General features: G+C 38.7%; 22 protein-coding genes. 16 read left to right on the forward strand and 6 right to left on the reverse strand.

The window, feature by feature from the left end:
- The first annotated feature begins 137 nt into the window (after positions 1-137).
- Positions 138-1793 (forward strand): putative transporter, encoded by a 1656-nt coding sequence (locus AC6H0J_RS05005; RefSeq protein WP_005629106.1) that lies wholly within the window; start codon positions 138-140, stop codon positions 1791-1793.
- A 272-nt stretch (positions 1794-2065) separates the two neighbouring features.
- On the opposite strand, the gene ribA is transcribed toward AC6H0J_RS05005, so the two are convergent.
- On the reverse strand, positions 2066-2716 hold the full coding sequence (gene ribA / locus AC6H0J_RS05010; RefSeq protein ID WP_005629111.1) for a GTP cyclohydrolase II: 651 nt from the start codon (positions 2714-2716) through the stop codon (positions 2066-2068).
- A gap of 69 nt (positions 2717-2785) precedes the next feature.
- Between ribA and AC6H0J_RS05015 the strand changes: the two genes are divergently transcribed.
- The 3 genes from AC6H0J_RS05015 to AC6H0J_RS05025 all read left to right on the forward strand — a co-directional run bounded on the left by AC6H0J_RS05015 (position 2786) and on the right by AC6H0J_RS05025 (position 6112).
- Positions 2786-3511 (forward strand): phosphatase PAP2 family protein, encoded by a 726-nt coding sequence (locus AC6H0J_RS05015; protein WP_005629113.1) that lies wholly within the window; start codon positions 2786-2788, stop codon positions 3509-3511.
- A 63-nt stretch (positions 3512-3574) separates the two neighbouring features.
- Positions 3575-4489 carry an N-acetylglucosamine kinase gene (gene nagK, locus AC6H0J_RS05020; RefSeq protein WP_046953448.1) on the forward strand — a complete coding sequence of 305 codons (915 nt, stop codon included), beginning with the start codon at positions 3575-3577 and terminating at the stop codon, positions 4487-4489.
- Between the two features lie 183 nt (positions 4490-4672).
- Positions 4673-6112, forward strand: a complete 1440-nt coding sequence (locus AC6H0J_RS05025) for an alanine/glycine:cation symporter family protein (protein ID WP_046953449.1) — start codon at positions 4673-4675, stop codon at positions 6110-6112.
- A gap of 185 nt (positions 6113-6297) precedes the next feature.
- On the opposite strand, the gene fghA is transcribed toward AC6H0J_RS05025, so the two are convergent.
- Together fghA and AC6H0J_RS05035 are read right to left on the reverse strand one after the other, a co-directional pair.
- Complete coding sequence (gene fghA / locus AC6H0J_RS05030; protein WP_497512961.1) at positions 6298-7125, reverse strand: S-formylglutathione hydrolase; 828 nt, start codon at positions 7123-7125, stop codon at positions 6298-6300.
- An 8-nt stretch (positions 7126-7133) separates the two neighbouring features.
- Positions 7134-8270, reverse strand: coding sequence for an S-(hydroxymethyl)glutathione dehydrogenase/class III alcohol dehydrogenase (locus AC6H0J_RS05035; RefSeq protein WP_497512963.1), 1137 nt, complete (start codon positions 8268-8270; stop codon positions 7134-7136).
- Between the two features lie 121 nt (positions 8271-8391).
- Here AC6H0J_RS05035 and AC6H0J_RS05040 point away from each other — a divergent pair, with 121 nt between their 5' ends.
- The 5 genes from AC6H0J_RS05040 to gdhA all read left to right on the forward strand — a co-directional run bounded on the left by AC6H0J_RS05040 (position 8392) and on the right by gdhA (position 12540).
- Positions 8392-8799: a MerR family transcriptional regulator gene (locus tag AC6H0J_RS05040; RefSeq protein WP_007526955.1), complete on the forward strand. Its 408-nt coding sequence runs from the start codon at positions 8392-8394 to the stop codon at positions 8797-8799.
- 444 nt (positions 8800-9243) lie between these two features.
- Positions 9244-9471, forward strand: coding sequence for a twin-arginine translocase TatA/TatE family subunit (tatA, locus tag AC6H0J_RS05045; protein WP_005629124.1), 228 nt, complete (start codon positions 9244-9246; stop codon positions 9469-9471).
- 3 nt (positions 9472-9474) lie between these two features.
- Positions 9475-10035 (forward strand): Sec-independent protein translocase protein TatB, encoded by a 561-nt coding sequence (tatB, locus tag AC6H0J_RS05050; RefSeq protein ID WP_046953451.1) that lies wholly within the window; start codon positions 9475-9477, stop codon positions 10033-10035.
- A gap of 9 nt (positions 10036-10044) precedes the next feature.
- Positions 10045-10815 carry a twin-arginine translocase subunit TatC gene (gene tatC, locus AC6H0J_RS05055; protein ID WP_046953452.1) on the forward strand — a complete coding sequence of 257 codons (771 nt, stop codon included), beginning with the start codon at positions 10045-10047 and terminating at the stop codon, positions 10813-10815.
- A gap of 375 nt (positions 10816-11190) precedes the next feature.
- Positions 11191-12540, forward strand: coding sequence for an NADP-specific glutamate dehydrogenase (gdhA, locus tag AC6H0J_RS05060; protein ID WP_497512967.1), 1350 nt, complete (start codon positions 11191-11193; stop codon positions 12538-12540).
- Between the two features lie 106 nt (positions 12541-12646).
- On the opposite strand, the gene fur is transcribed toward gdhA, so the two are convergent.
- The 3 genes from fur to AC6H0J_RS05075 all read right to left on the reverse strand — a co-directional run bounded on the left by fur (position 12647) and on the right by AC6H0J_RS05075 (position 14525).
- A complete protein-coding gene (gene fur / locus AC6H0J_RS05065; RefSeq protein ID WP_114892332.1) occupies positions 12647-13090 on the reverse strand; it encodes a ferric iron uptake transcriptional regulator in 444 nt (147 codons plus the stop codon).
- Positions 13091-13119: 29 nt separating this feature from the next.
- Entirely contained in the window at positions 13120-13644 is a 525-nt protein-coding gene (fldA, locus tag AC6H0J_RS05070; RefSeq protein WP_005629135.1) for a flavodoxin FldA, read from the reverse strand.
- Positions 13645-13742: 98 nt separating this feature from the next.
- Positions 13743-14525 carry an alpha/beta fold hydrolase gene (locus AC6H0J_RS05075; protein WP_497512969.1) on the reverse strand — a complete coding sequence of 261 codons (783 nt, stop codon included), beginning with the start codon at positions 14523-14525 and terminating at the stop codon, positions 13743-13745.
- Between the two features lie 69 nt (positions 14526-14594).
- Between AC6H0J_RS05075 and seqA the strand changes: the two genes are divergently transcribed.
- The 7 genes from seqA to lpxM all read left to right on the forward strand — a co-directional run bounded on the left by seqA (position 14595) and on the right by lpxM (position 23856).
- Positions 14595-15206 (forward strand): replication initiation negative regulator SeqA, encoded by a 612-nt coding sequence (gene seqA, locus AC6H0J_RS05080; RefSeq protein ID WP_497512971.1) that lies wholly within the window; start codon positions 14595-14597, stop codon positions 15204-15206.
- Between the two features lie 2 nt (positions 15207-15208).
- Positions 15209-16570 (forward strand): o-succinylbenzoate--CoA ligase, encoded by a 1362-nt coding sequence (gene menE, locus AC6H0J_RS05085; RefSeq protein ID WP_497513583.1) that lies wholly within the window; start codon positions 15209-15211, stop codon positions 16568-16570.
- Between the two features lie 16 nt (positions 16571-16586).
- Positions 16587-19925 (forward strand): mechanosensitive channel MscK, encoded by a 3339-nt coding sequence (mscK, locus tag AC6H0J_RS05090; RefSeq protein WP_497512973.1) that lies wholly within the window; start codon positions 16587-16589, stop codon positions 19923-19925.
- Between the two features lie 11 nt (positions 19926-19936).
- Positions 19937-21010 carry a chorismate synthase gene (gene aroC / locus AC6H0J_RS05095; RefSeq protein WP_497512975.1) on the forward strand — a complete coding sequence of 358 codons (1074 nt, stop codon included), beginning with the start codon at positions 19937-19939 and terminating at the stop codon, positions 21008-21010.
- Positions 21011-21207: 197 nt separating this feature from the next.
- A complete protein-coding gene (gene mepA / locus AC6H0J_RS05100) occupies positions 21208-22068 on the forward strand; it encodes a penicillin-insensitive murein endopeptidase (protein WP_497512977.1) in 861 nt (286 codons plus the stop codon).
- A 17-nt stretch (positions 22069-22085) separates the two neighbouring features.
- Entirely contained in the window at positions 22086-22853 is a 768-nt protein-coding gene (locus AC6H0J_RS05105) for a TSUP family transporter (protein WP_497512979.1), read from the forward strand.
- 46 nt (positions 22854-22899) lie between these two features.
- Complete coding sequence (gene lpxM / locus AC6H0J_RS05110) at positions 22900-23856, forward strand: lauroyl-Kdo(2)-lipid IV(A) myristoyltransferase (protein ID WP_497512981.1); 957 nt, start codon at positions 22900-22902, stop codon at positions 23854-23856.
- Position 23857: the final 1 nt, after the last annotated feature.

The following is a 23857-nucleotide window of genomic DNA, read 5'->3' on the forward strand; positions in this document are numbered from 1 at the left end:
TCGGTATTGTAGAGTCTATGCTCAATTTCGCAAGAAAAAATGTGACGAACGTATCATTTTTTGAGTTTGATTAAGGTTTTCAAAAAACAACTTGGATATAATCCGAAGGAGTTAAATTTCATTTTTAAGGGGTCAATATGAGTGATATTGCAATCACGATTAGTCTTCTTGCCCTTGTTGCCGTAATCGGTTTATGGATCGGGCATTGGAAGATCCGTGGGGTTGGGCTTGGCATTGGTGGTGTGCTGTTTGGCGGCATCATTGTGGCTCATTTCACCAATCAATATGGTTTGCAACTAGATGCGCGTACGTTGCATTTTGTGCAGGAATTTGGCTTGATTCTGTTCGTTTATACGATTGGGATTCAAGTTGGGCCTGGCTTTTTTGCATCTTTAAGAAAATCAGGTTTAAAACTGAATGCTTTTGCCATTTTAATCGTTGTACTAGGTTCTGTTGCTGCGGTTATTGTGCATAAGGTCGCGGATGTTCCGTTAGATATCGCTCTTGGTATTTACGCAGGGGCGGTAACTAATACGCCAGCCCTTGGTGCTGGTCAGCAAATTTTGACTGAACTTGGCGTGCAACAAACTACAGTGACAATGGGGATGTCTTATGCGATGGCTTATCCATTCGGGATTTGTGGTATTTTGCTTGCAATGTGGTTGATCCGCTTATTTTTTAAAGTCAAAGTGGACGATGAAGCCGCTCGTTTTAATGCAGAGAGCGGTCAAGAAAAAGAAAGTTTGCATAGCATTTCTGTGAAAGTGACCAACCAAAATTTAGATGGTTTAACGCTGATTGAAGTGCCTGGATTTAGTGATGAGGAAGTGGTTTGCTCTCGCCTGAAACGCGAGGATATGGAAATTGTTCCAAAGGCTAGCACAGAAATTCGTGCCAATGATATTTTGCAATTAGTGGGAGATGATGCTGCGCTTTCAAAAATGCGCTTGATTATTGGTCATGAGGTAGATGCGCCAACATCCTCTTATAGTGGGGAGATTCGTGCCGAACGAGTAGTGGTTACTAATGAAAAAGTCTTAGGTAAAAAGATCCGCACGTTGGGTATTCATCAAAAATATGGCGTAGTGATTTCGCGCTTGAATCGTGCGGGTATTGAATTAGTGCCAACTGCGAATACGACCTTGCAATTTGGTGACGTACTTCATATGGTGGGGCATACCGATGTGCTAAACAAAGCGATTTCCGTAATTGGTAATGCACAACAAAAATTACTTCAAGTACAGATGTTACCAGTGTTTATCGGTATTGGTTTAGGTGTGCTTGTCGGCTCGATTCCATTCTATATTCCAGGTTTCCCTGTTGCGTTAAAATTAGGGCTTGCTGGTGGACCATTAGTGGTTGCGTTGATTTTAGCGAGAATTGGCACGATTGGTAAACTTTACTGGTTTATGCCACCTAGTGCTAACTTGGCATTGCGCGAAATAGGGATTGTTCTTTTCTTGGCTGTGGTAGGTTTAAAATCAGGTGGAAGTTTCTTTGATACCTTGTTGAATGGCTCAGGCCTTGAATGGATGGGATACGGTATTTTTATCACCTTTATTCCATTAATGATTACCGGTATTTTGGCTCGTCTATATGGTAAACTGAATTACCTTACAATATGTGGTTTACTTGCCGGTTCAATGACAGATCCTCCAGCTTTAGCATTTGCTAATGAAATTAAAGAAGATAATGGTGCTGCAGCACTTTCTTATGCAACAGTGTATCCATTGGTGATGTTCTTGCGGATAATGTCGCCACAGTTATTGGCTGTGTTATTGTGGGCCGCGTAGATGGTTTTTATTTAATAGAAAATACTGAATGCAAGAATAATTCATATAAATAACGTTAGCGTTTATTTTTATAATTAACTTTAGGTTCATTCTTAGTTAAGAATATGATCCATTTAATACATAAGATTTATTCTTTTTATCTTAATATGTATTAATGGATCGTATCTTTTAGTTACTAGAAAGTTCTAAATAAAAATCCTTAATTGAGACTTCTAAAGGTTATATCAATCTGGAAGGTTAGTTTCAGTTAATTTTTTATATATTAAGAAGTATCAAATAATCTCTTCCTGGCAATGTGGGCAAGTCATTAAATGTTGTTCATCATTGTTATGCACAATGTAATGCCCCATTTTTTTCGCTTTAGTATCAAGATATTTTGTGTTGTAGCGGTTTTCGCCAACATTAAGCGGAACTCTCTCAACCACATTGATACCTGCTTTTTTCATGGTTTCTACTTTTTCTGGATTGTTGGTCATCAAGCGAACTTTTTTGACACCAAGTAGCTCGAACATATCGGCACAGACCTCAAAGTTACGTTCATCTGCTTTGAAACCTAAAGCAAGATTGGCTTCAATGGTATCCATTCCCTTATCTTGTAAAGAATACGCACGGATTTTATTAATCAAACCAATTCCGCGGCCTTCTTCACGATGATAAATTAAGACGCCACGTCCTTCTTCTTGAATTTGTTTCAATGCTGTCGCCAGTTGGAACCCACAATCGCATTTTAAGCTGTGAAGTGCATCGCCAGTTAAACATTCAGAATGGATACGTGCTAACACAGGTTCATCTGCATTAGAAATATCACCCATCACTAAGGCTACATGTTCTTTTTTTGTATCTGGAAATTCAAATCCCACCATTTTAAAAATGCCGTATTCAGTAGGTAAATTAGCTTGGGCAACTAGCTGAATTTTTGCCATAAAGTGATCCTTATTCGTAGTCATTTCTGTTAGAATGCGCGCGTTATTTTTTATTATCAAGGGGCGAGCATGTTTAAAAGACTGTCATTATATACGTTATTACTTTGTCTTGTACCATTTTTTATTTGGGGTATTTCCTATCAGTGGCATGGCAATAGCCAATTAACTGAAGCTGATTATTGGCTTTATTTGCTCACTGAAACGGGTAGCGTACCTTATGCGTTGATCACCTGTGTGTTGTTTACATTTTTGTTCGCGTTTTTATTTAAAAATCCAAAACAATGGCTATTAGGCGTAATTGTGATGGGGATTTCAGTTATTGCAACTCAAGCCGCAAAAACAGGGGCTAAAGCATTATTTGAAGAACCTCGTCCATTCACCGTTTATCTGGCTGAGCAAACTCATTCAACGCCTGAAAACTTTTATAAAAATGACCGCACTTTGCGTGCTGAAATAGCTAAGGATTTTTATGCGATGGATGCCATCACACCAGCTTGGTTAGTTCATCATTATGAAAATGAAACGGGGTATTCATTCCCCTCTGGACATACAATTTTTGCGGCAACTTGGCTTATGCTTGCTGTTGGCTTTACCCAATTATTGGGTAACCGTTCTTTTAAAGCAAAATTGCTGGTGGTGGGTATTGCGGCGTGGGGCTTGTTGATGTTGATTAGCCGTGTGCGATTAGGCATGCATTACCCAATTGATTTATTGGTAGCGACATTACTGGCATGGTTGATTAATAGCATTATTTTTGCCTTTTTGAAGAAAAAGGCGATCTTCGTCATAAAATAATGATTTAAGTGCGGTTAAAATTTTGGCTAATTTTAACCGCACTTCTTTATAAGGGAGTAGATTATGTATTATGGTTTAGATATTGGTGGCACGAAAATAGAGCTTGCCGTATTCAATGAAAAATTAGAAAAATTATATTCTGAACGGGTGCCAACACCTAAAAACGACTATGAAGAATGGCTTAACACGATTGTAGATTTAGTGAATCGTGCTGATGAAAAGTTTGGTGAAGTGGGCACCGTAGGTTTGGGCGTACCTGGTTTTGTTAATCAACAAACTGGATTAGCCGAAATTACCAATATTCGTGTGGCAGATAATAAACCAATTTTACGCGATCTGTCTGCGCGTTTAGGCCGAGAAGTGCGGGCTGAAAATGACGCAAATTGTTTTGCGTTATCTGAAGCGTGGGATACGGAAAATCAGCAATATCCGACTGTACTTGGTTTAATTCTTGGGACTGGTTTTGGTGGTGGCTTTGTCTTAAACGGTAAAGTTCATTCAGGTCAAGTAGGAATGGCGGGAGAGCTTGGTCATTTACAACTAAATTATCATGCCTTGAAATTATTGGGATGGGATAAAGCCCCAATTTATCAATGTGGTTGTGGCAACAAGGCTTGTTTGGATAATTATCTGTCAGGTCGCGGTTTTGAAATGCTTTATCGAGATTTGAAAGGCGAAACATTATCCGCTCGTGAAATTATTGATTTGTTCTATCAAGGCTATGAAAGTGCGGTAGATTTTGTGAATCTTTTTGTTGAATTAGCGGCGATTTCTATTGGCAATATTATTACGGCATTTGATCCTCATATGATTGTGTTAGGTGGTGGATTATCTAATTTTGATTACCTTTATGAGGCTTTACCAAAAGCACTCCCGCCTCATTTGATGCGGACAGCAAAAGTTCCGCCAATTAAAAAAGCGAAACATGGCGATTCCGGTGGTGTGCGTGGTGCGGCAGCGTTGTTTTTAACCAAATAATTCAGCAAACTAGTGGGGCGTGTTTAAATAATACGCCCTTTATTTTGAAAAATATTTAGAATATTCTAAATTTATTAGATTTTTTCTTCTTTGTATTTCTTTTCTTTAGAGAAATTATTAAAAAATCTCGCCTTTTCATTGAAAACCCATACAATCAAATTATTTATCGCTTGAGGGATGATTATGGAATTTGAATTTTCAAAAATGTTAGAAGAAGTGCTAACTTGGATAGTCGCACACCTTGATGGACCTTTATGGGATGCCACAATTATTATTTTGCTTGGGACGGGTCTATTTTTTACCATTACAACAGGATTTGTACAGTTCCGTTTATTCCCAGCAAGCCTTCGTGAAATGTGGTTTGGTCGTGCGGTGGAGGGGAGTTCGTTAACACCTTTCCAAGCGTTTACGACAGGTCTTGCGAGCCGCGTTGGTGTAGGTAACATTGGTGGGGTTGCAACGGCAATCGCCTTAGGAGGCGAAGGCGCAGTGTTTTGGATGTGGGTAACGGCATTTATTGGTATGTCGAGTGCTTTCGCTGAATCCACTCTTGCTCAATTATTTAAAATTCAAGATAAAGATGGCTCATTCCGTGGTGGCCCCGCTTATTATATTGTGCAAGGTTTAAAATCACGCTGTATGGCAGTGGCTTTTGCGCTTGCATTAATTTTTACATTTGGTTTTGCCTTTAATTCTGTACAAGCGAACTCCATTGTGGAAGCAACGAGCAATGCGTGGAATTGGAAAGGAGAATATGTCGGTATTTCATTAGTAATTTTGACCGCACTTATTATTTTCGGTGGTGTTAAGCGTATTGCGGTTATTTCGAGTAGTCTTGTGCCAATGATGGCGCTTTTCTATTTGATTATGGCTGTGATTATTCTTGGCATGCATATTGATATGATTCCTTCTGTGATTCATCGTATCATTCAAAGTGCATTTAGTGTTGACGCTGCCGCTGGCGGAATGTTTGGTGCGCTGGTATCAAAAGCAATGATGATGGGAATTAAACGCGGATTATTCTCTAACGAGGCTGGGATGGGTTCTGCGCCTAATGCAGCGGCGGCTGCTCATGTTAAACATCCTGTTAGTCAAGGCTTAGTACAGATGTTGGGTGTGTTTGTTGATACCATGATTGTTTGTTCTTGTACTGCCGTGATTATTTTGCTTTCAAATAATTATGGTAGCGAAACGCTAAAAAGTATTTCACTTACGCAAAATGCCTTGCAATATCACATAGGTGAATTTGGGGTGCATTTCCTAGCGTTTATCTTATTGTTATTTGCTTATTCTTCTATTATTGGTAACTATGCTTATGCGGAAAGTAATATCCGTTTTATCAAGAATAAACCTTGGTTTGTATTTTTGTTCCGTTTAATGGTGCTATTCTTCGTGTATTTTGGTTCGGTTCGTTCAGGCAATGTAGTGTGGAATTTCGCAGATACGGTAATGGCAGTCATGGCAATTATTAACTTGATCGCAATTTTGATGTTGTCGCCAATCGTATGGAAATTGATGAAGGATTATCAACGCCAGCTTAAAGAAGGAAAAACGCCAGAGTTTAAAATTGACGAACACCCTGAATTACGTAAGAAAATATTTGATTCCCGTATTTGGAAATAAAGATAAAATGGCTAGAAAGAGATCATCTACCTTTCCAAAAAGTTAGATTCTTATTTAAAGAAATGTTTTGATATTGTTTCAGGCTTGGTTCTTCTAGTTCAGACGGAATAAACTTTTGCCGGCACATCTTTACCGCCCTCGTGCCGGCTATCCCAAACAGCTTTGAAAATTGTCCACTCTTTGGCTTACTTCAAAAATGCCGCATGATAGGCAATATGCTCATCAATAAAACTGGCGATGAAGTAATAGCTATGATCGTAGCCTTTGTGGAAGCGCACATCGGCCGGTTGATTTGCCGCACGACAGGTTTCAATAAAATCTTCGGTACGCAATTGTGTTGGCAAAAATTCATCTTCCAAGCCCTGATCAATGCGCATGCCTTGCACTTTACAGCCTTGTTGAATGAACGAACTGGCATCATATTGCTGCCATTTTTCACGATCTTCCCCTAAATAAGCAGTAAAGGATTTTTCTCCCCAAGGCACGAGGCTTGGCGATAAAATAGGCGAAAAGGCAGAAACACTTTGATAACGTTCTTGGTTTCGTAGTGCTAATACCAATGCACCGTGTCCGCCCATTGAATGTCCCATAATGGAACATTTGCCGTTGGTAGGGAAATTTGCTTCAATCAGATCAGGCAATTCATTCAAAATATAATCATACATTTGATAATTCGTCGCCCAAGGTTGCTCGGTCGCATTAAGATAAAAGCCCGCACCTTGCCCTAAATCGTAAGCTGCATCGTTCGGCACTTGCTCTCCGCGAGGGCTGGTATCAGGGGCAACCACAATCACTTGATGTTCTGCTGCATAACGCTGAAAGCCTGATTTAGTAATGAAATTTTGTTCCGTACAAGTCAAGCCGGAAAGCCAATAAATCACACCAAGCGGTCGATTTTCCGGATTATTTGGCAAATAGACGGCAAATTTCATTTCGCATTGAAGCGTTTGGGCATCATGTGCCCAAACTTGCTGCAAACCGCCAAAAATTTGATGTTGTTCAATAAGTTTCATAGCGTACCTTAGTAATGAATAACCGTGCGGATCGATTTACCTTCGTGCATTAACTCAAAGGCTTCATTGATTTGATCGAGTGTCATTGTGTGAGTCACAAACGGTTCTAACTGGATGTCACCTTTCATTGAATCTTCCACCATTTTCGGCAGTTCAGAGCGGCCTTTCACGCCACCAAATGCGGAGCCTTTCCAAACACGACCTGTGACCAACTGGAACGGACGCGTTGAAATTTCTTGTCCTGCACCCGCTACGCCGATGATAATGGATTGTCCCCAACCACGGTGTGCACTTTCTAATGCTTGACGCATTACGTTTACGTTACCGATACATTCAAAGGTGTGGTCAATGCCCCACTTGTTGATGTCTAACAACACATCTTTGATCGGTTTATCGTAATCGTTCGGGTTCAAACAATCCGTTGCACCAAACTGTTTTGCCAACTCGAATTTTGCAGGATTAGTATCAATGGCGATAATACGACCCGCTTTGGCTTGACGTGCACCTTGCACCACAGCTAAACCAATTGCCCCTAAGCCAAACACGGCAACAGAGTCGCCTTCTTGTACTTTTGCTGTGTTATGTACCGCACCAATACCTGTGGTAACACCACAGCCGAGTAAACATACTTGTTTGTGGTTCGCTTCTGGATTGATTTTTGCCAGTGACACTTCTGCAACAACAGAATATTCACTGAAGGTTGAACAGCCCATATAGTGATAGATAGGCTGACCTTGATAAGAAAAACGTGTCGTGCCATCTGGCATTAAGCCTTTACCTTGTGTATCACGCACTGAGACGCACAAGTTAGTTTTACCTGAACGACAAAACTCACATTCGCTACATTCTGCGGTGTAAAGCGGAATAACGTGATCACCTGGTTTTACGCTTAACACACCTTCGCCCACGGCGACAACTACACCGGCACCTTCGTGCCCAAGCACTACTGGGAATACGCCTTCAGGATCGCTTCCTGATAACGTAAATGCATCAGTATGGCACACGCCAGTGTGAGTGTTACGGATTAGCACCTCGCCTTTGCGTGGCATTTCTACGTCGATTTCTACAATTTGTAAGGGGTGATTTGGGGCGAATGCTACCGCCGCACGAGATTTGATTGTTGAATTGATTTGTTTAATTTCCATTGTTCTTCCTCTTAATTCATTGACAAAGTTGCCTTGCCTAAGCAAGATAGCAACAGTTTACACTTTAGAGCTCACTCTAAGGCAAGCGTTTTTTGCAATTTTTTATTGGGAAGAAAGGGAAATGACTTACACCACCGCTAAAGCTGCCGAAAAAATCGGTATCTCCGCCCACACCTTACGCTTTTACGACAAAGAGGGCTTATTGCCTAACGTTGGACGCGATGAACACGGCAATCGCCGTTTTACAGATAACGACTTGCAATGGTTGAGTTTATTACAATGCTTGAAAAATACAGGAATGAGCTTAAAAGACATCAAACGCTTCGCTGAATGTACCACCATTGGCGACGATACCATTGACGAACGCCTTGCATTATTTGAAAGCCAAACAGAAAATGTGAAGTGCCAGATTGCTGAATTAAAACGCTATTTAAACTTACTGGAATACAAGTTAGCATTTTATCAAAAAGCCAAAGCATTAGGCTCGGTGGAAGCCGTAAATTTGCCGCAGATTCCTGAAACGACCTAAAAGGGGAAAAGTGGTCAAAATTTAGCTAAAAATAAACCGCTTTTTAAGATTGTCTTACCGTTATCACGCCGAATGCTTTGATATTGAAGATAAAGTAGTAATCTGCTCTAATCGATGGCTTATGTTACTATATTGGAATAGTTACCTATCCATCAAATAGATTGCACTAGTTATACTTACAATAATTTCATAGTTACCTATATCCATCTTTTCCAACATAACGAATTTGTTAAATTTAGCTATAGAAAATCTGTAGATTGTTTATCTCATTTTGGCATATAGATAAATTTTTTAACTTTTTTATTACATAAACAAGTTAAAAATTGAGTTTTATGATTAAGATCAGAATAACATAAAAATAATCCGCGATAGCTATTGTTCTACGTGGGTAAAAAGGGTATATTCCGACCCAAATTTTTTCTTTTTTACAGAACGGAGTTTATTATGTTTGGTTTATCCCCTGCTCAAATGATTATCTTATTAGTGGTCATTTTATTGGTTTTCGGTACGAAAAAATTAAGAAATGCGGGTTCAGATCTTGGCGCTGCTGTGAAAGGCTTTAAGAAAGCAATGCAAGATGATGAAAAAGCAAAGGATGCTGAATTTAAGTCTATTGACAATAATGCAACATCTGCAAAAACTGAAACCACAAAAGAGAAAGAACAGGCTTAATCCGTGTTTGATATTGGTTTTTCAGAACTTGTTTTGTTAATGGTGGTTGGCCTAGTTGTGCTAGGACCGAAGCGTTTGCCTATCGCTATTCGCACAGTGATGGGCTGGGTGAAAACGATTCGTGGTTTAGCTGCCAATGTGCAAAATGAGTTGAAACAAGAACTAAAATTGCAAGAATTACAGGATAGTATCAAAAAAGCTGAATCTTTGAACTTGCAAACCCTTTCACCAGAATTGAGTAAAACGGTGGAAGAATTAAAAGCTCAAGCAGATAAAATGAAAGCAGAGCTAGAAGATAAAGCGGCTCAAGCTGGTACAACGGTGGAAGAGCAAATTAAAGAAATTAAAAGTGCGGCTGAAAATGCAGAAAAGCCTCAAAATGTGGCATTAACTGAGGATTCTACAGAAACTTTACCTGAAGTAGAAAAAAAACCTGCAGATTTAACCGCACTTGAAGCCCACGAGCAAGCAGAATTGACTGAGCGTTTATCTGATTATTATCCGCCGGATGAGATTGACATCGCTCCAGCACCAAAATCTCAATCTTCAAAAACTGAATCATAGCGAGTTTTTATGAGTAATGTGGATGAATCTCAACCTTTAATTACACACCTTGTTGAGCTAAGAAACCGTTTATTACGCTGTGTGATTTGTGTCGTATTGGTTTTTGTCGCATTGGTGTATTTTTCTAATGATATTTATCATTTCGTTGCTGCACCTTTAACGGCTGTTATGCCAAAAGGTGCGACGATGATCGCAACCAATATTCAAACGCCTTTCTTTACGCCAATTAAATTGACAGCGATTGTTGCTGTTTTTATTTCTGTCCCTTATTTGCTTTATCAAATTTGGGCTTTTGTTGCGCCTGCATTGTACCAACATGAAAAACGGATGATTTATCCGTTGCTATTTTCAAGTACGATTTTATTTTATTGTGGCGTGTCTTTTGCTTATTACGTTGTGTTCCCGTTTGTCTTTAGTTTCTTTACACAAACTGCACCAGAAGGTGTTGCTATTGCAACAGACATCAGCAGCTATTTAGATTTTGCTTTGGCATTATTTTTAGCGTTTGGTGTGTGTTTTGAAGTACCGATAGCTATCATTCTACTTTGCTGGACTGGCGTTACCACTGTGAAAGCTCTTTCCGAAAAACGTCCTTATATTATCGTGGGAGCGTTTTTTATCGGCATGCTTTTAACGCCTCCTGATGTTTTTTCACAAACTTTACTCGCAGTACCGATGTGCTTGCTCTTTGAGCTTGGCCTATTAGTAGCTCGTTTTTATCAACCTAAAGACGATGAAATTGCGGTTGAAAACAACGATGAATCAGAAAAAACAGAATAATAAATCGATTAATATATTAAATAGGGGCTTAGCCCCTTTTTTATTGCATTGATGTCATCCTCGCGTTGTTTTTTCATAAAACAATATTTTTTCTTTATTCACGAATAAATGTTATTTATAGCTTAGTAAAAGTTTCATATTTTCACCTAAAACAGCATCATTTTATTAGGTTATTATCTTTATTTTTATTTTATATTTAATAGATAAGGTGATTTTTTAGATAATTTCTTTTTGTTTTGTTTTTCTTTAAATTTCCTTCATAAAAATTATTGCAACGTTAAATCGCTCATTGCATATTGTCATTGCGAGCCTATGAGGCGAACATAATAAAAAACACAATACACACAACATCAACAACAAAGAAGGAAATTCATTATGTCAACAGTTGCTTCCTTAGATGCATTCTTAGCAAAAGTCGCTCAACGTGATGGTCATCAACCTGAGTTTTTACAAGCGGTGAGAGAAGTATTTACTTCTATTTGGCCCTTTTTAGAAGCGAATCCTAAATATCGTTCAGAGGGATTATTAGAACGTTTAGTCGAGCCTGAACGTGCATTTCAATTCCGTGTAGCTTGGATCGATGACAATGGTCAGGTGCAAGTTAACCGTGCATTCCGAGTGCAATTTAATAGTGCAATTGGTCCATTTAAGGGCGGTATGCGATTCCATCCATCAGTAAACTTATCTATTTTAAAATTTTTAGGTTTTGAGCAAATTTTTAAAAATGCTTTAACTACATTGCCTATGGGCGGAGCAAAAGGTGGTTCGGACTTTGATCCGAAAGGGAAATCAGATGCAGAAGTCATGCGTTTTTGCCAAGCATTGATGGCTGAACTTTATCGCCATGTCGGGGCGGATACTGATGTGCCTGCGGGTGATATTGGTGTTGGTGGGCGCGAAGTTGGTTATTTAGCGGGCTATATGAAAAAATTATCGAACCAAGCAGCATGCGTCTTTACTGGGCGTGGATTATCTTTTGGTGGTAGTTTAATTCGTCCAGAAGCAACGGGATATGGATTAGTTTATTTTGCTCAAGCCATGTTGGCTGAAAAAGGCGATAGCTTTGCGGGTAAAGTCGTATCGGTTTCAGGTTCTGGTAACGTAGCGCAATATGCTATTGAAAAAGCATTATCGTTTGGCGCAAAAGTGGTGACTTGCTCTGACTCATCAGGCTATGTTTATGATGCGGAGGGATTTACTACTGAAAAATTAGCCGCACTTTTAGAAATTAAAAATGTAAAACGTGGTCGCGTGAAAGATTATGCAGAACAATTTGGTTTGCAATATTTTGAAGGTAAACGCCCTTGGGAAGTGAAAGTTGATATTGCGCTTCCTTGTGCAACTCAAAATGAATTAGAACTTTCAGATGCTCAACTTTTAATTAAAAATGGCGTGAGATTGGTCGCTGAAGGCGCCAATATGCCAACTACCATTGAAGCAACCGACGCATTACAGGCTGCAGGTGTATTATTTGGACCTGGTAAAGCGGCTAATGCAGGTGGTGTGGCGACTTCTGGTTTAGAAATGGCGCAAAGCTCACAACGTTTGTATTGGACTGCAGAAGAAGTGGATGCAAAATTGCATCGAATCATGTTAGATATCCACGCAAACTGTAAAAAATACGGTACGATTGAGGGACAAGAAAATATCAACTATGTGGTAGGCGCAAACGTAGCAGGTTTTGTCAAAGTCGCTGATGCTATGTTGGCACAAGGTGTTTATTAATCCTCAAAATTTCAAATAGAAAATAACCGCACTTTAGAAAAGAGCGGTTATTTTTTAGGATAAAATTTGAATATAAGAAAGGCGACATTGAGTCGCCTTAGTGATGTTATTTATTTGAATTGTTTTCATCGCACTTATTGATATCACTACATTTACCGTAAAGATATAAACTGTGTGCTTTTAACTTAATACCATATTGTTGGCTAATTTCACGTTGACGTTGTTCGATGATATTGTCACTGAATTCAAATACTTTTCCGCAATCTTCGCAGATAATATGATCATGATGTTCAGTTGGAGCTAGCTCAAATACAGATTTGTTACCTTCAAAATTGTGACGAATTAGAATATGAGCCTCGTCAAATTGATTTAATACTCTGTAAACGGTCGCTAAGCCAATTTCACTCCCTTGCTCAAGTAGGATTTTGTACACATCTTCTGCTGAGAAATGTTCGTGTTTGTGTTCTTGCATTAAGCTAAGAATTGTTAAACGAGGTTCAGTGATTTTTAATCCAGCTTTTTTAAGTAATTTAATGTTTTCTTCAGACATAAAGTTCCCTTCCTTTTATGTGAAAAATTCTAAGCGAGCTCGGCTAAACACATTTCATCGTAAATTTGTTTACACCATTTTTCTACACGTTCTGCCGTGAGTTCAGGTTGGCGATCTTCATCAATACACAACCCAATGAAAGTTCCATCTTCTAATAATGCTTTTGATGCTTCAAAAGTATAACCTTCAGTTGGCCAGTTACCCACAATGATTGCGCCGCGCGGTTCTACGATGTCGCGCACGGTGCCGATAGCATCGCAGAAATAATCAGCATAGTCTTCTTGATCGCCACAGCCGAAAATGCCTACGAGTTTGTCTGTAAAATCGATTTCTTCTAGCGTTGGGAAAAAATCATCCCAGTCAGCTTGTGCTTCACCGTAATACCAAGTCGGAATACCGAAAAGTAAGAAATCGTATGCTTCAATATCTTCTTTACTACTTTTTGCAATATCACGAATATCGATTAAGTCATTACCTAATTGTTTTTGGATCATTTTTGCGATGTTTTCGGTATTGCCTGTGTCACTGCCATAAAATAGACCAACAACTGCCATTTTTCTTTCCTTTTAAAATTTAACGTATTGATTATAAATAGGGGATATCCCCTAAATTATGTGGGAGTATACTACAAAAGTATTCTCATTTAAATTAATTAATTCTTATTTACAAATCTCTCTATCGCACGTATAACAAATTCAGGTTTTTCAGCATGCACCCAATGCCCACAACCACTAATAGTAAAAGACGTCGCATGAGGAAATTGTTCTAAAATTTTTTCGCTATTCTCTATTTTTATATAAGAAGAATTTCCGCCTTTGATAAAGAGCGTCGGCGTGAGTACATGCACCTTTTCCCAATCCATAATGTTAGCGTAATTGTTGAAAAGTGCAGTGAGATTAAACCGAAAATAATCAGGTGAATTGGGTTCAAAAGATTTCAGCATAAATTGCACGACATCTTGATCGTCAATTTCCTTTTCTAAGAGCGGTTTGGCTTCTTGACGAGTTTGAGGGGCTGTATTTTTGACAGCGAACAAGCCATTAAACACATCTTTATGCCCAAATCCTTCGTAAGGCAGGGGAGACATATCAATTACAATTAATTTTTCGACTAATTCTGGGCAAAGTGCGGTGATTTTCATGGCGGTTTTTCCCCCCATAGAATGGCCAATTAATATCACTTTGGGTAAATTCAAGTGGCGGATTACCGCGATAACATCTTCAGCCATAAGTTGATAATTCATTTTTTCCGAATGAAAACTATGGCCGTGATTGCGCAGATCTACGCGTAAAATATTGTAATTTTCACTAAAAGCTCTAGCGATGATGCCAAGGTTATTCATATCCCCAAATAAACCGTGAATAAAAACTAAAGTTGGAGAATTAATCGTTTGTTTTACTTGATTAAATTGATAATTGAGCAATGAATTTGCCATAATTTTTGCGTGAGAATTTGTAAAGAAGTCGCTATAATTAAAAAAATTCTAGCAAACAGAGAGAAAAAAATGAAGATCATTGAAGTTGATGAAGAATTATACCAATACATTGCGAGCCAAACCCGCTCTATTGGGGAAAGTGCTTCGGATATTTTACGCCGTTTGCTTAATTTACCGGCACATGCGAGTGTTTTCGCCGATGACTTAACATTTGCTCCGGCTGAAAGTAATGAAAAAACAGAATCAAAAGTGGAAGTACAGACGGAACTAACTAAGTCAGAAAGTGTAAAACCGACCAAAAAACAGCCGATAACTGCAATTAATCAGATTGTAGAAAAAGTTCAAACGTTGTTGAGCTCGACAGAATTTCAAGAGGAAGGCAAAGCTGTTACGCGTTTCTTAGCTATTCTGCGCGTGCTTTATCGCACTAATCCTGAGAGTTTTGCGCAAGCCACAGAATTTTTACAAGGGCGCACTCGAGTTTATTTTGCACGTGATGAAGCGACATTGTTAATGGCCGGCAATCATACAAAACCAAAACAAATTCCAGATACGCCTTATTGGGTGATCACGAACACAAACAGTGGTCGAAAAATGCTGATGTTGGAAGGCGCAATGCAATCAATGGATTTGCCTGAAAGTTTAATTGACGAAGTGCGGGCATATTTCACGGTAAATTAATGATGTATCCTTGGCAAGCCTTTGCTATCCAACCTAAGTTTTCTCATAAAATCGCCTTGCGCACTGCACAGGGCGATGTTTTTAATTGGGCGCAAGTAGCCGAGAAAGTGAATCAAACTGTTTCTTTCTTACAAAATAAAGGTGTAAATCCTGAAAGTGCGGTTGCTTTTGTCGGAAAAAATACAGAAAACATTTTATTTTTATATCTTGCTACAATCCAACTGGGTGCAAAAATTTTAGGTATTAATCCAGCGTTTCCTCAAGAAAAAATTACAGAATTGCGTAATGTTCATCATATCGATTTTTGTTTTTGTGATGAAGATTTGAGAGCTTTTCCAAAAGCTGACTTTGCTATACAAAAAGCCGATTTCTTTCGCCCTGCAACAATGACGCTCACGTCTGGCTCGACAGGTTTGCCAAAATCGGTAGTACATAATGTTCAAGCGCATTTAGATAATGCGAAGGGCGTATGCGAATTGATGAAGTTCGATAGCGAACATTCTTGGCTACTTTCGTTGCCGTTATATCATGTTTCAGGTCAAGGTATTGTTTGGCGTTGGTTGAGTTGTGGCGCTGAATTGCATTTTCCGAAAACGGATTTTTACGCTTCATTATTGGAGGCGACTCACGTTTCTCTTGTGCCAACACAATTACAGCGTTTATTAGATTATTTACAGGAAAATCCGAGCATTTCATTTGCTACGCGTCATATTTTACTGGGCGGTGCGCATATTCCGACAGAACTTACACAAAAAATGGTGAAATATGGTGTCGAAACGTATTCTGGCTACGGAATGACGGAAATGGCTTCTACGGTTTTTGCCAAACAATTTGATAAAAAACAAGGCGTAGGGCAACCCTTATTAGGTCGAGAATATCGTTTGGTGGATGATGAAGTTTGGTTAAAAGGCGCAGGTTTGGCGATGGGGTATTGGAAAGATCGACAAATTTTTCCATTAACGAATAGCGACGGCTGGCTTCAGACAAAAGATAAAGGCATTTTGCAAGAGGGTGAACTGGTTATTATCGGACGACTTGATAATATGTTTATTTCAGGTGGTGAAAATATTCAGCCAGAAGAAATAGAGCAAGTGATGTTGAAAAATGCTATGGTGAAACAAGTTTTTGTTTTACCCAAAGCCGATCATGAATTTGGCTATCGCCCAGTTGCGATTGTTGCTTTGAATGAACCCTTTAATCAAAGTGCGGTCGAAAAACTCACTGAATTTTTACAAGATAAATTGGCTCGCTTTAAACAGCCAATAGCTTATTATGAATTGCCTGTAGATTTATCTGCTGGCGCAATAAAAATATCACGTAAAGTGCTTGCCGATTGGTTAGCAAAACAAATAAACGAACAGTAAAAAATACAGGTAAATTATGAAAACATCACGTTTTTTCACCGCACTTTTAGCGACAGCTTTAATTGGTTGGGCAACTGTGTATCCAACATTGGCTGCAAATAAAATCAATATATTATTACCTACGGAGCAAGAGCTCTCTGCAGATTTAGCTGATGCGCAAAAAATGTCTGATGGTGATGTAAAAACAGCACTTATTAATGAATTGCAAACCTCTTTCGATTTATTGCAGCTCATTCAAACCCAACAAAAAAATAATGAAGATTTACATGATGTTTTAGCCCATGCTGATAGTGAAATTAAGAAAAATAATGCAGATTTATTGGCGTTTAAGAAGCAGTTAGAACAATCTAAATCAATCGATTATCAAGCTCAAAATTTAGCAGATTTACAGGCTACATTAAGCAAACTTAATGTTCAACAGCAAGAAACCCAAACTGCGTTAAGCAAAGCTAATACTCAATTAGCGGGGCAAAGTTCTGTATCTGAGCGTGCACAAACCAGTCTTACTGAGAATTTGAAACGCACACAAGAAATTAATCAACAATTAGCAGATAGCAATCTTACAAAAACTTTACGTCAAAAAAATCAAATAGAATTACAGTTGATTGATTTAAAAAACGCTTACAACCAAGATTTATTGAAAAATAGCGATCAGCTGACATTGCTTTATCAAAGCCGTTATGATTTGTTGAATGCTCGTTTGCAATTGCTACAACAACAAATTGTGGCGATCCAAGAAGTGATCAATCAGAAAAACTTGGCGCAAACTCAAAACCAAGTAGAACAAGTTCAGCAACAGCAACAAAATAGTGCGAAAAATGCTTATATTCAGAAAGAATTGGCGCGTAATGCAGAGCTGAGTCAATATTTGTTGCAACAAACTGAAAAGACGAACATCTTGACACAAGATGATTTAAGAATGCGTAATGTGTTTGATAGCCTAACCCAAACTCAACACACTATCGAAGAGCAAATTAGTGCATTACAAGGTACGTTGGTGCTTTCTCGTATTATTCAACAACAAAAACAAAAATTACCAACTAACTTAAATATTCAAGGTTTATCAAAACAAATTGCGGATTTACGGGTACAAATTTTCGATATTACTCAAAAACGTAATGAACTTTACGATTTAGATGCTTATATTGCCAAAGTCGAATCAGATGAAGGTGAGAAATTTACTCACGTTGAAAAAACACAATTAGTTAATTTATTAACTGAACGTCGTAAAATGGCTTCTGACTTAATTAAGTCATTGAATAATCAACTTAATTTAGCCATTTCTTTAGAGCTTACTCAGCAACAAATTACTCAAATCAGTGATCAAATCCAATCAAAATTGGAGCAACAAAGTTTCTGGGTTAAAAGCAATAATCCTATTAATTTAGATTGGTTTGCTGAATTGCCTCGAGCCTTTATGGCGCAAGTTGATGGTATTGTGAAAAAAATTGGTTTACCCACAAATTATAGTAACTTGCCTTACTTATTGATGTACTGCTTAGGCTTGTTTGTTGTTGGTGGCGCTATTTTTAAATTCAAAGATCGCATCAAACAACGCCTATCAAAAATTAACGGCGAAATTAACCGATTAAAATATGATAATCAGTGGAATACTCCACAAGCTTTATTGCTTACTGCATTTTTAACGCTTTCAGGAACTTTATGGTTCTTAGCAGTTTGTCAAATGCTTGGCTTCTTCTTTATGAAAAATCCAACTGAGTTTTGGGATTGGTCGTTTAGTATGGCGGGCTATTGGTGGTTCTTCACGTTTTGGCTTTCTTTATTCCGTCCGAATGGGATTTTTGTTCGTCACTTTGAATTTTCTCAACAAAGTGCGGTGCGTTTTCAAAGTGTAATTAAACGTATTGTTGTAGCGGTTGTTTTATTACTGAATACATCAGTATTTAGTAACGTGACTGATTATGGGTTGGCAAATGATGTGATTGGACAGGTGAATACAATAGTTTCATTGCTGTTCTGCATTATTATCATCGCCCCACGTTTCAAAAATGTGCTACGTTCTTACGAAGATGAGAAAAAAAGTCATAACCATATTATTGTCAAAATCGTTCAATTTGGTTTACAGATTATTCCTGTTGGCTTAGTAATATTAGTTGCGTTGGGATACTATTACACTGCGTTGAATTTAATACAGCATTTGATTAATTCTTATATCGCATGGTGTGTGTGGTGGTTGATTCGTCAAGTGATTTATCGTGGTATTACTGTATCTTCTCGTCGCTTGGCTCATCGCCGTTTAGAAGAAAAACGTAATCAGAAACGAGCAAGCATCAATGAAGGATCAACATCTGATGAGCTTGTGCTTAATGAAAAAGAAGAAGGTTTAGCGCTAAATGAAGTGCGTAGCCAATTATTGCGTTTTGCAGATCTTTTCATTTGGACTGCTTTGTTTGGCATTTTCTACTATGTTTGGTCAGATCTTGTAACGGTGGCAAGTTATTTGCGTGAAGTGACCTTATGGCAGCAAACAACAACTACTGAAGCTGGCACAGTGATGGAAAGTATCACTTTATTTAATCTTCTCGTTGCCTTGGTAATTGTAGGGATTACTTATGTGTTAGTGCGCAATATCTCAGGTATTTTAGAAGTATTAATTTTCTCACGGGTTAAACTTTCACAAGGCACGCCTTATACTATTACTACATTATTAACCTATGTTTTAGTTGCGGTTGGTGGTGCGTGGGCATTTGCTACATTAGGCATGTCGTGGTCTAAATTGCAATGGTTGTTTGCTGCCCTTTCAGTTGGTTTGGGCTTTGGTATGCAAGAAATCTTTGCAAACTTTGTATCTGGGATTATTTTATTGTTTGAACGCCCAATTCGAGTGGGCGATACCGTTACTATAAACGGTGTCACAGGTACGGTAGCAAAAATCCGTATTCGTGCTATTACGATGATTGATCCAGATAGAAAAGAAGTGATTGTACCTAATAAATCGTTTGTAACGGGGCAAGTGACCAACTGGGCATTATCAAATACTATTACTCGTTTAGTCATCTCTGTGGGGGTTGCTTATAACTCCGATTTAGAATTAGTAAAACGCTTGTTGTTACAAGCGGCTAATGAATTGCCAAGTGTTTTAAAAGAGCCTGAACCAAGAGCGTTGTTTTTGAATTTTGGTGCAAGCACTTTAGACCATGAGTTACGAGTTTATGTCGGACAGGTTTCAGATCGTAATGATACGCTTGATTTATTAAATCGTCGTGTAAATCAATTATTTAAAGAAAATAATATAGACATTGCTTTCAATCAATTGGATATCTTTATTAAAAATAAAGACACGGGTGAAGAGATTCCATTCATTAATATGGAAAAATTAACTAAAACTAATTAAAGAGAAATAATATGGCGGGTAACACAATCGGACAACTTTTTCGTGTGACAACTTTTGGGGAGTCACATGGTATTGCATTAGGCTGTATCGTTGATGGGGTACCGTCAAATCTCGAATTATCAGAGAAAGATATTCAGCCAGACTTAGATCGTCGTAAACCAGGGGCATCTCGATATACCACGCCGCGTCGTGAGGATGATGAAGTTCAAATTTTATCTGGTGTGTTTGAAGGAAAAACGACAGGCACAAGTATTGGAATGATCATTAAAAATGGTGATCAGCGTTCGCAAGATTATGGAGAGATTAAAGATCGTTTTCGTCCAGGACATGCGGATTTTACCTATCAGCAAAAGTATGGCATCCGTGATTACCGTGGTGGAGGGCGTTCGTCAGCGCGTGAAACAGCAATGAGAGTTGCAGCGGGAGCGATTGCAAAAAAATATTTACGCGAACATTTTGGCATTGAGGTGCGAGGTTTTTTAAGCCAAATCGGTAATATAAAAATTGCTCCGCAGAAAGTGGGACAAATTGATTGGGAAAAGGTAAACAGTAATCCATTCTTTTGTCCTGATGAAAGTGCGGTAGAAAAATTCGATGAATTGATCCGTGAACTTAAAAAAGAAGGAGATTCTATTGGCGCTAAACTTACTGTTATCGCTGAAAATGTTCCAGTAGGATTAGGTGAGCCAGTATTTGACCGTTTAGATGCGGATCTTGCTCATGCATTAATGGGAATTAATGCAGTAAAAGGCGTCGAAATTGGTGATGGTTTTGCTGTGGTTGAGCAACGTGGAAGTGAACATCGTGATGAAATGACGCCAGATGGATTTGCAAGCAATCATGCAGGCGGTATTTTAGGCGGAATTAGTTCAGGACAGCCAATTATCGCTACGATTGCGCTAAAACCAACTTCAAGTATTACGATTCCTGGTCGTTCAATCAATCTTAATGGTGAACCCGTAGAAGTTGTAACAAAAGGTCGTCACGATCCTTGTGTGGGTATTCGTGCTGTACCCATCGCAGAAGCCATGATGGCGATTGTCTTATTAGATCATCTATTACGTTTTAAGGCACAGTGTAAATAATCTTAGTATAAGATGGGAGTCTGTGCCTAGGGTAGGTATACCCTAGGTTAGTTTGATATTACCCTTTTGGGGTAAGTGTAAAGTTCCCCAAAGGGGAACTATTTTTCTAACCGTGGTATACTTACCCACGGCAAGACATAGGATATACTTACCCACGGCAAAACCTAGGGTATACTTACCTACGGCAAAACTTTAGAATGAATAAAATTTTATTAAAAACAACCATAATTTTTACCGCACTTTTCTCTCTGAACATTGTTGCGTCTCCTCTAGATTGGCAAAAAGTGAAACGTCCAATACCAAGTGACGATGGGAAAGCAAAACCTATTGGTAGTTATACCAATGGGTGTATTATTGGGGCGCAAGCACTACCACCGAAAGGGGAAGGTTACCAAGTCATTCGTATGAATCGAAATCGCTATTATGGTCATCCAAATATGATTCAGTATCTTGAACGTTTGGGACAACGCGCTAAATCTGCAGGGTTACCAACTATGTTAGTGGGCGATATTGCCATGCCGGGTGGCGGGAGGTTTTTAACGGGTCATGCTAGTCATCAGATGGGATTAGATGCGGATATTTGGTTAAGAATGGGCGAAATGTCAGATGCCGATGCGCTCAATTCTGATGGTAAAGGCTTATTAGTTGTAGATAGAAAGGCGCAACGAGTGGATGAACGCGTATGGAATAGCAATCACGCGACGTTAATCAAATTAGCCGCGGAAGATCCAAATGTGACGCGTATTTTTATTAATCCTGCGATTAAGGTAAAATTATGCCAAACTGCTGGTAATGATCGCGGTTGGCTACACAAAGTTCGTCCTTGGTATGGTCACGACTCTCATTTTCATGTTCGTTTAACTTGCCCAGCAGATGCACCTTATTGTGAAAATCAAGCCCCAGTTCCTGCCGGTGATGGTTGTGGAGACGAATTATATTCTTGGTTTGAACCACCAAAACCAGGTACTTCAGTGAGTAAACCTAAAGTTACACCACCTGAACCGTTTTTGTGCCAACAAATTTTGAACTCACCGAATCGGAGTGAATGGTTAGAATAGAATTAAGGTAAATCAATATGGATATCGGAATTGATCTTTTAGCAATATTGTTTTGTGTTGGTTTTGTCGCATCATTTATCGATGCAATTGCTGGCGGTGGTGGATTAATTACTATTCCAGCGTTGCTTATGACTGGCATGCCTCCGGCAATGGCGTTAGGCACTAACAAATTGCAAGCTATGGGCGGTGCATTATCGGCAAGCCTTTATTTCTTGCGAAAAAGAGCGGTCAATTTACGCGATATTTGGTTTATTTTGATTTGGGTTTTCTTAGGTTCTGCCCTAGGTACATTATTAATTCAATCAATTGATGTGGCGATTTTTAAAAAAATTCTGCCTTTTTTGATTTTAGCTATTGGTCTGTATTTTTTATTTACCCCTAAATTAGGTGATGAAGATCGGAAACAACGATTAAATTATCTGTTATTTGGTCTTTTAGTTAGCCCATTTTTAGGTTTTTATGATGGCTTCTTTGGGCCCGGGACTGGCTCAATCATGAGTTTAGCCTGTGTTACTCTGCTAGGATTTAATCTCCCGAAAGCGACAGCACATGCAAAAGTGATGAACTTTACTTCAAATCTTGCTTCTTTTGCGCTTTTCTTATTGGGCGGACAAATTCTTTGGAAAGTGGGTTTTGTGATGATGGCTGGGAGCATTTTAGGTGCAAATTTAGGCGCCAAAATGGTGATGACGAAAGGTAAAACCTTGATTCGACCAATGGTTGTTATCATGTCTTTTATGATGATGGCTAAAATGGTTTACGATCAAGGTTGGTTTCATTTTTAATTCGGAAAGCGCGCAAAAGTGCGGTTAAAATTAATTACATTTTATTATGTCGGATAATCAACAAAATTTACGTTTGACGGCGAGAGTGGGCTATGAAGCCCACTTTTCATGGTCGTATTTAAAGCCTCAATATTGGGGAATTTGGCTCGGTATTTTCTTTTTATTGTTGTTAGCATTTGTGCCTTTTCGTCTGCGCGATAAATTTGCGGGAAAATTAGGTATTTGGATTGGGCATAAAGCAAAGAAACAGCGTACGCGCGCACAAACTAACTTGCAATATTGCTTTCCTCATTGGACTGAACAACAACGTGAGCAAGTCATTGATAAAATGTTTGCGGTTGTTGCTCAGGTTATGTTTGGTATTGGTGAGATTGCCATCCGTTCAAAGAAACATTTGCAAAAACGTAGCGAATTTATCGGTCTTGAACATATTGAACAGGCAAAAGCCGAGGGCAAGAATATTATTCTTATGGTGCCACATGGCTGGGCGATTGATGCGTCTGGTATTATTTTGCACACTCAAGGTATGCCAATGACTTCTATGTATAATCCACATCGTAATCCATTGGTGGATTGGCTTTGGACGATTACACGTCAACGTTTCGGCGGAAAAATGCATGCTCGCCAAAATGGTATTAAACCTTTTTTAAATCATGTCCGTAAAGGCGAAATGGGTTATTACTTACCAGATGAAGATTTTGGAGCCGAGCAAAGCGTATTTGTTGATTTCTTTGGGACTTATAAAGCAACGTTGCCAGGATTAAATAAAATGGCAAAACTTTCTAAAGCGGTTGTTATTCCAATGTTTCCTCGTTATAACGCTGAGGCTGGCAAATATGAAATGGAAATTTATCCTGCAATGAATTTAAGTGATGATCCTGAACAATCAGCACGAGCAATGAACGAAGAAATAGAATCTTTTGTTACGCCAACGCCAGAGCAATATGTTTGGATTTTGCAATTATTACGTACAAGGAAGGATGGCGAAGATCTTTATGATTAAG

The organism is Haemophilus sp. THUN1691, assembly GCF_059704425.1.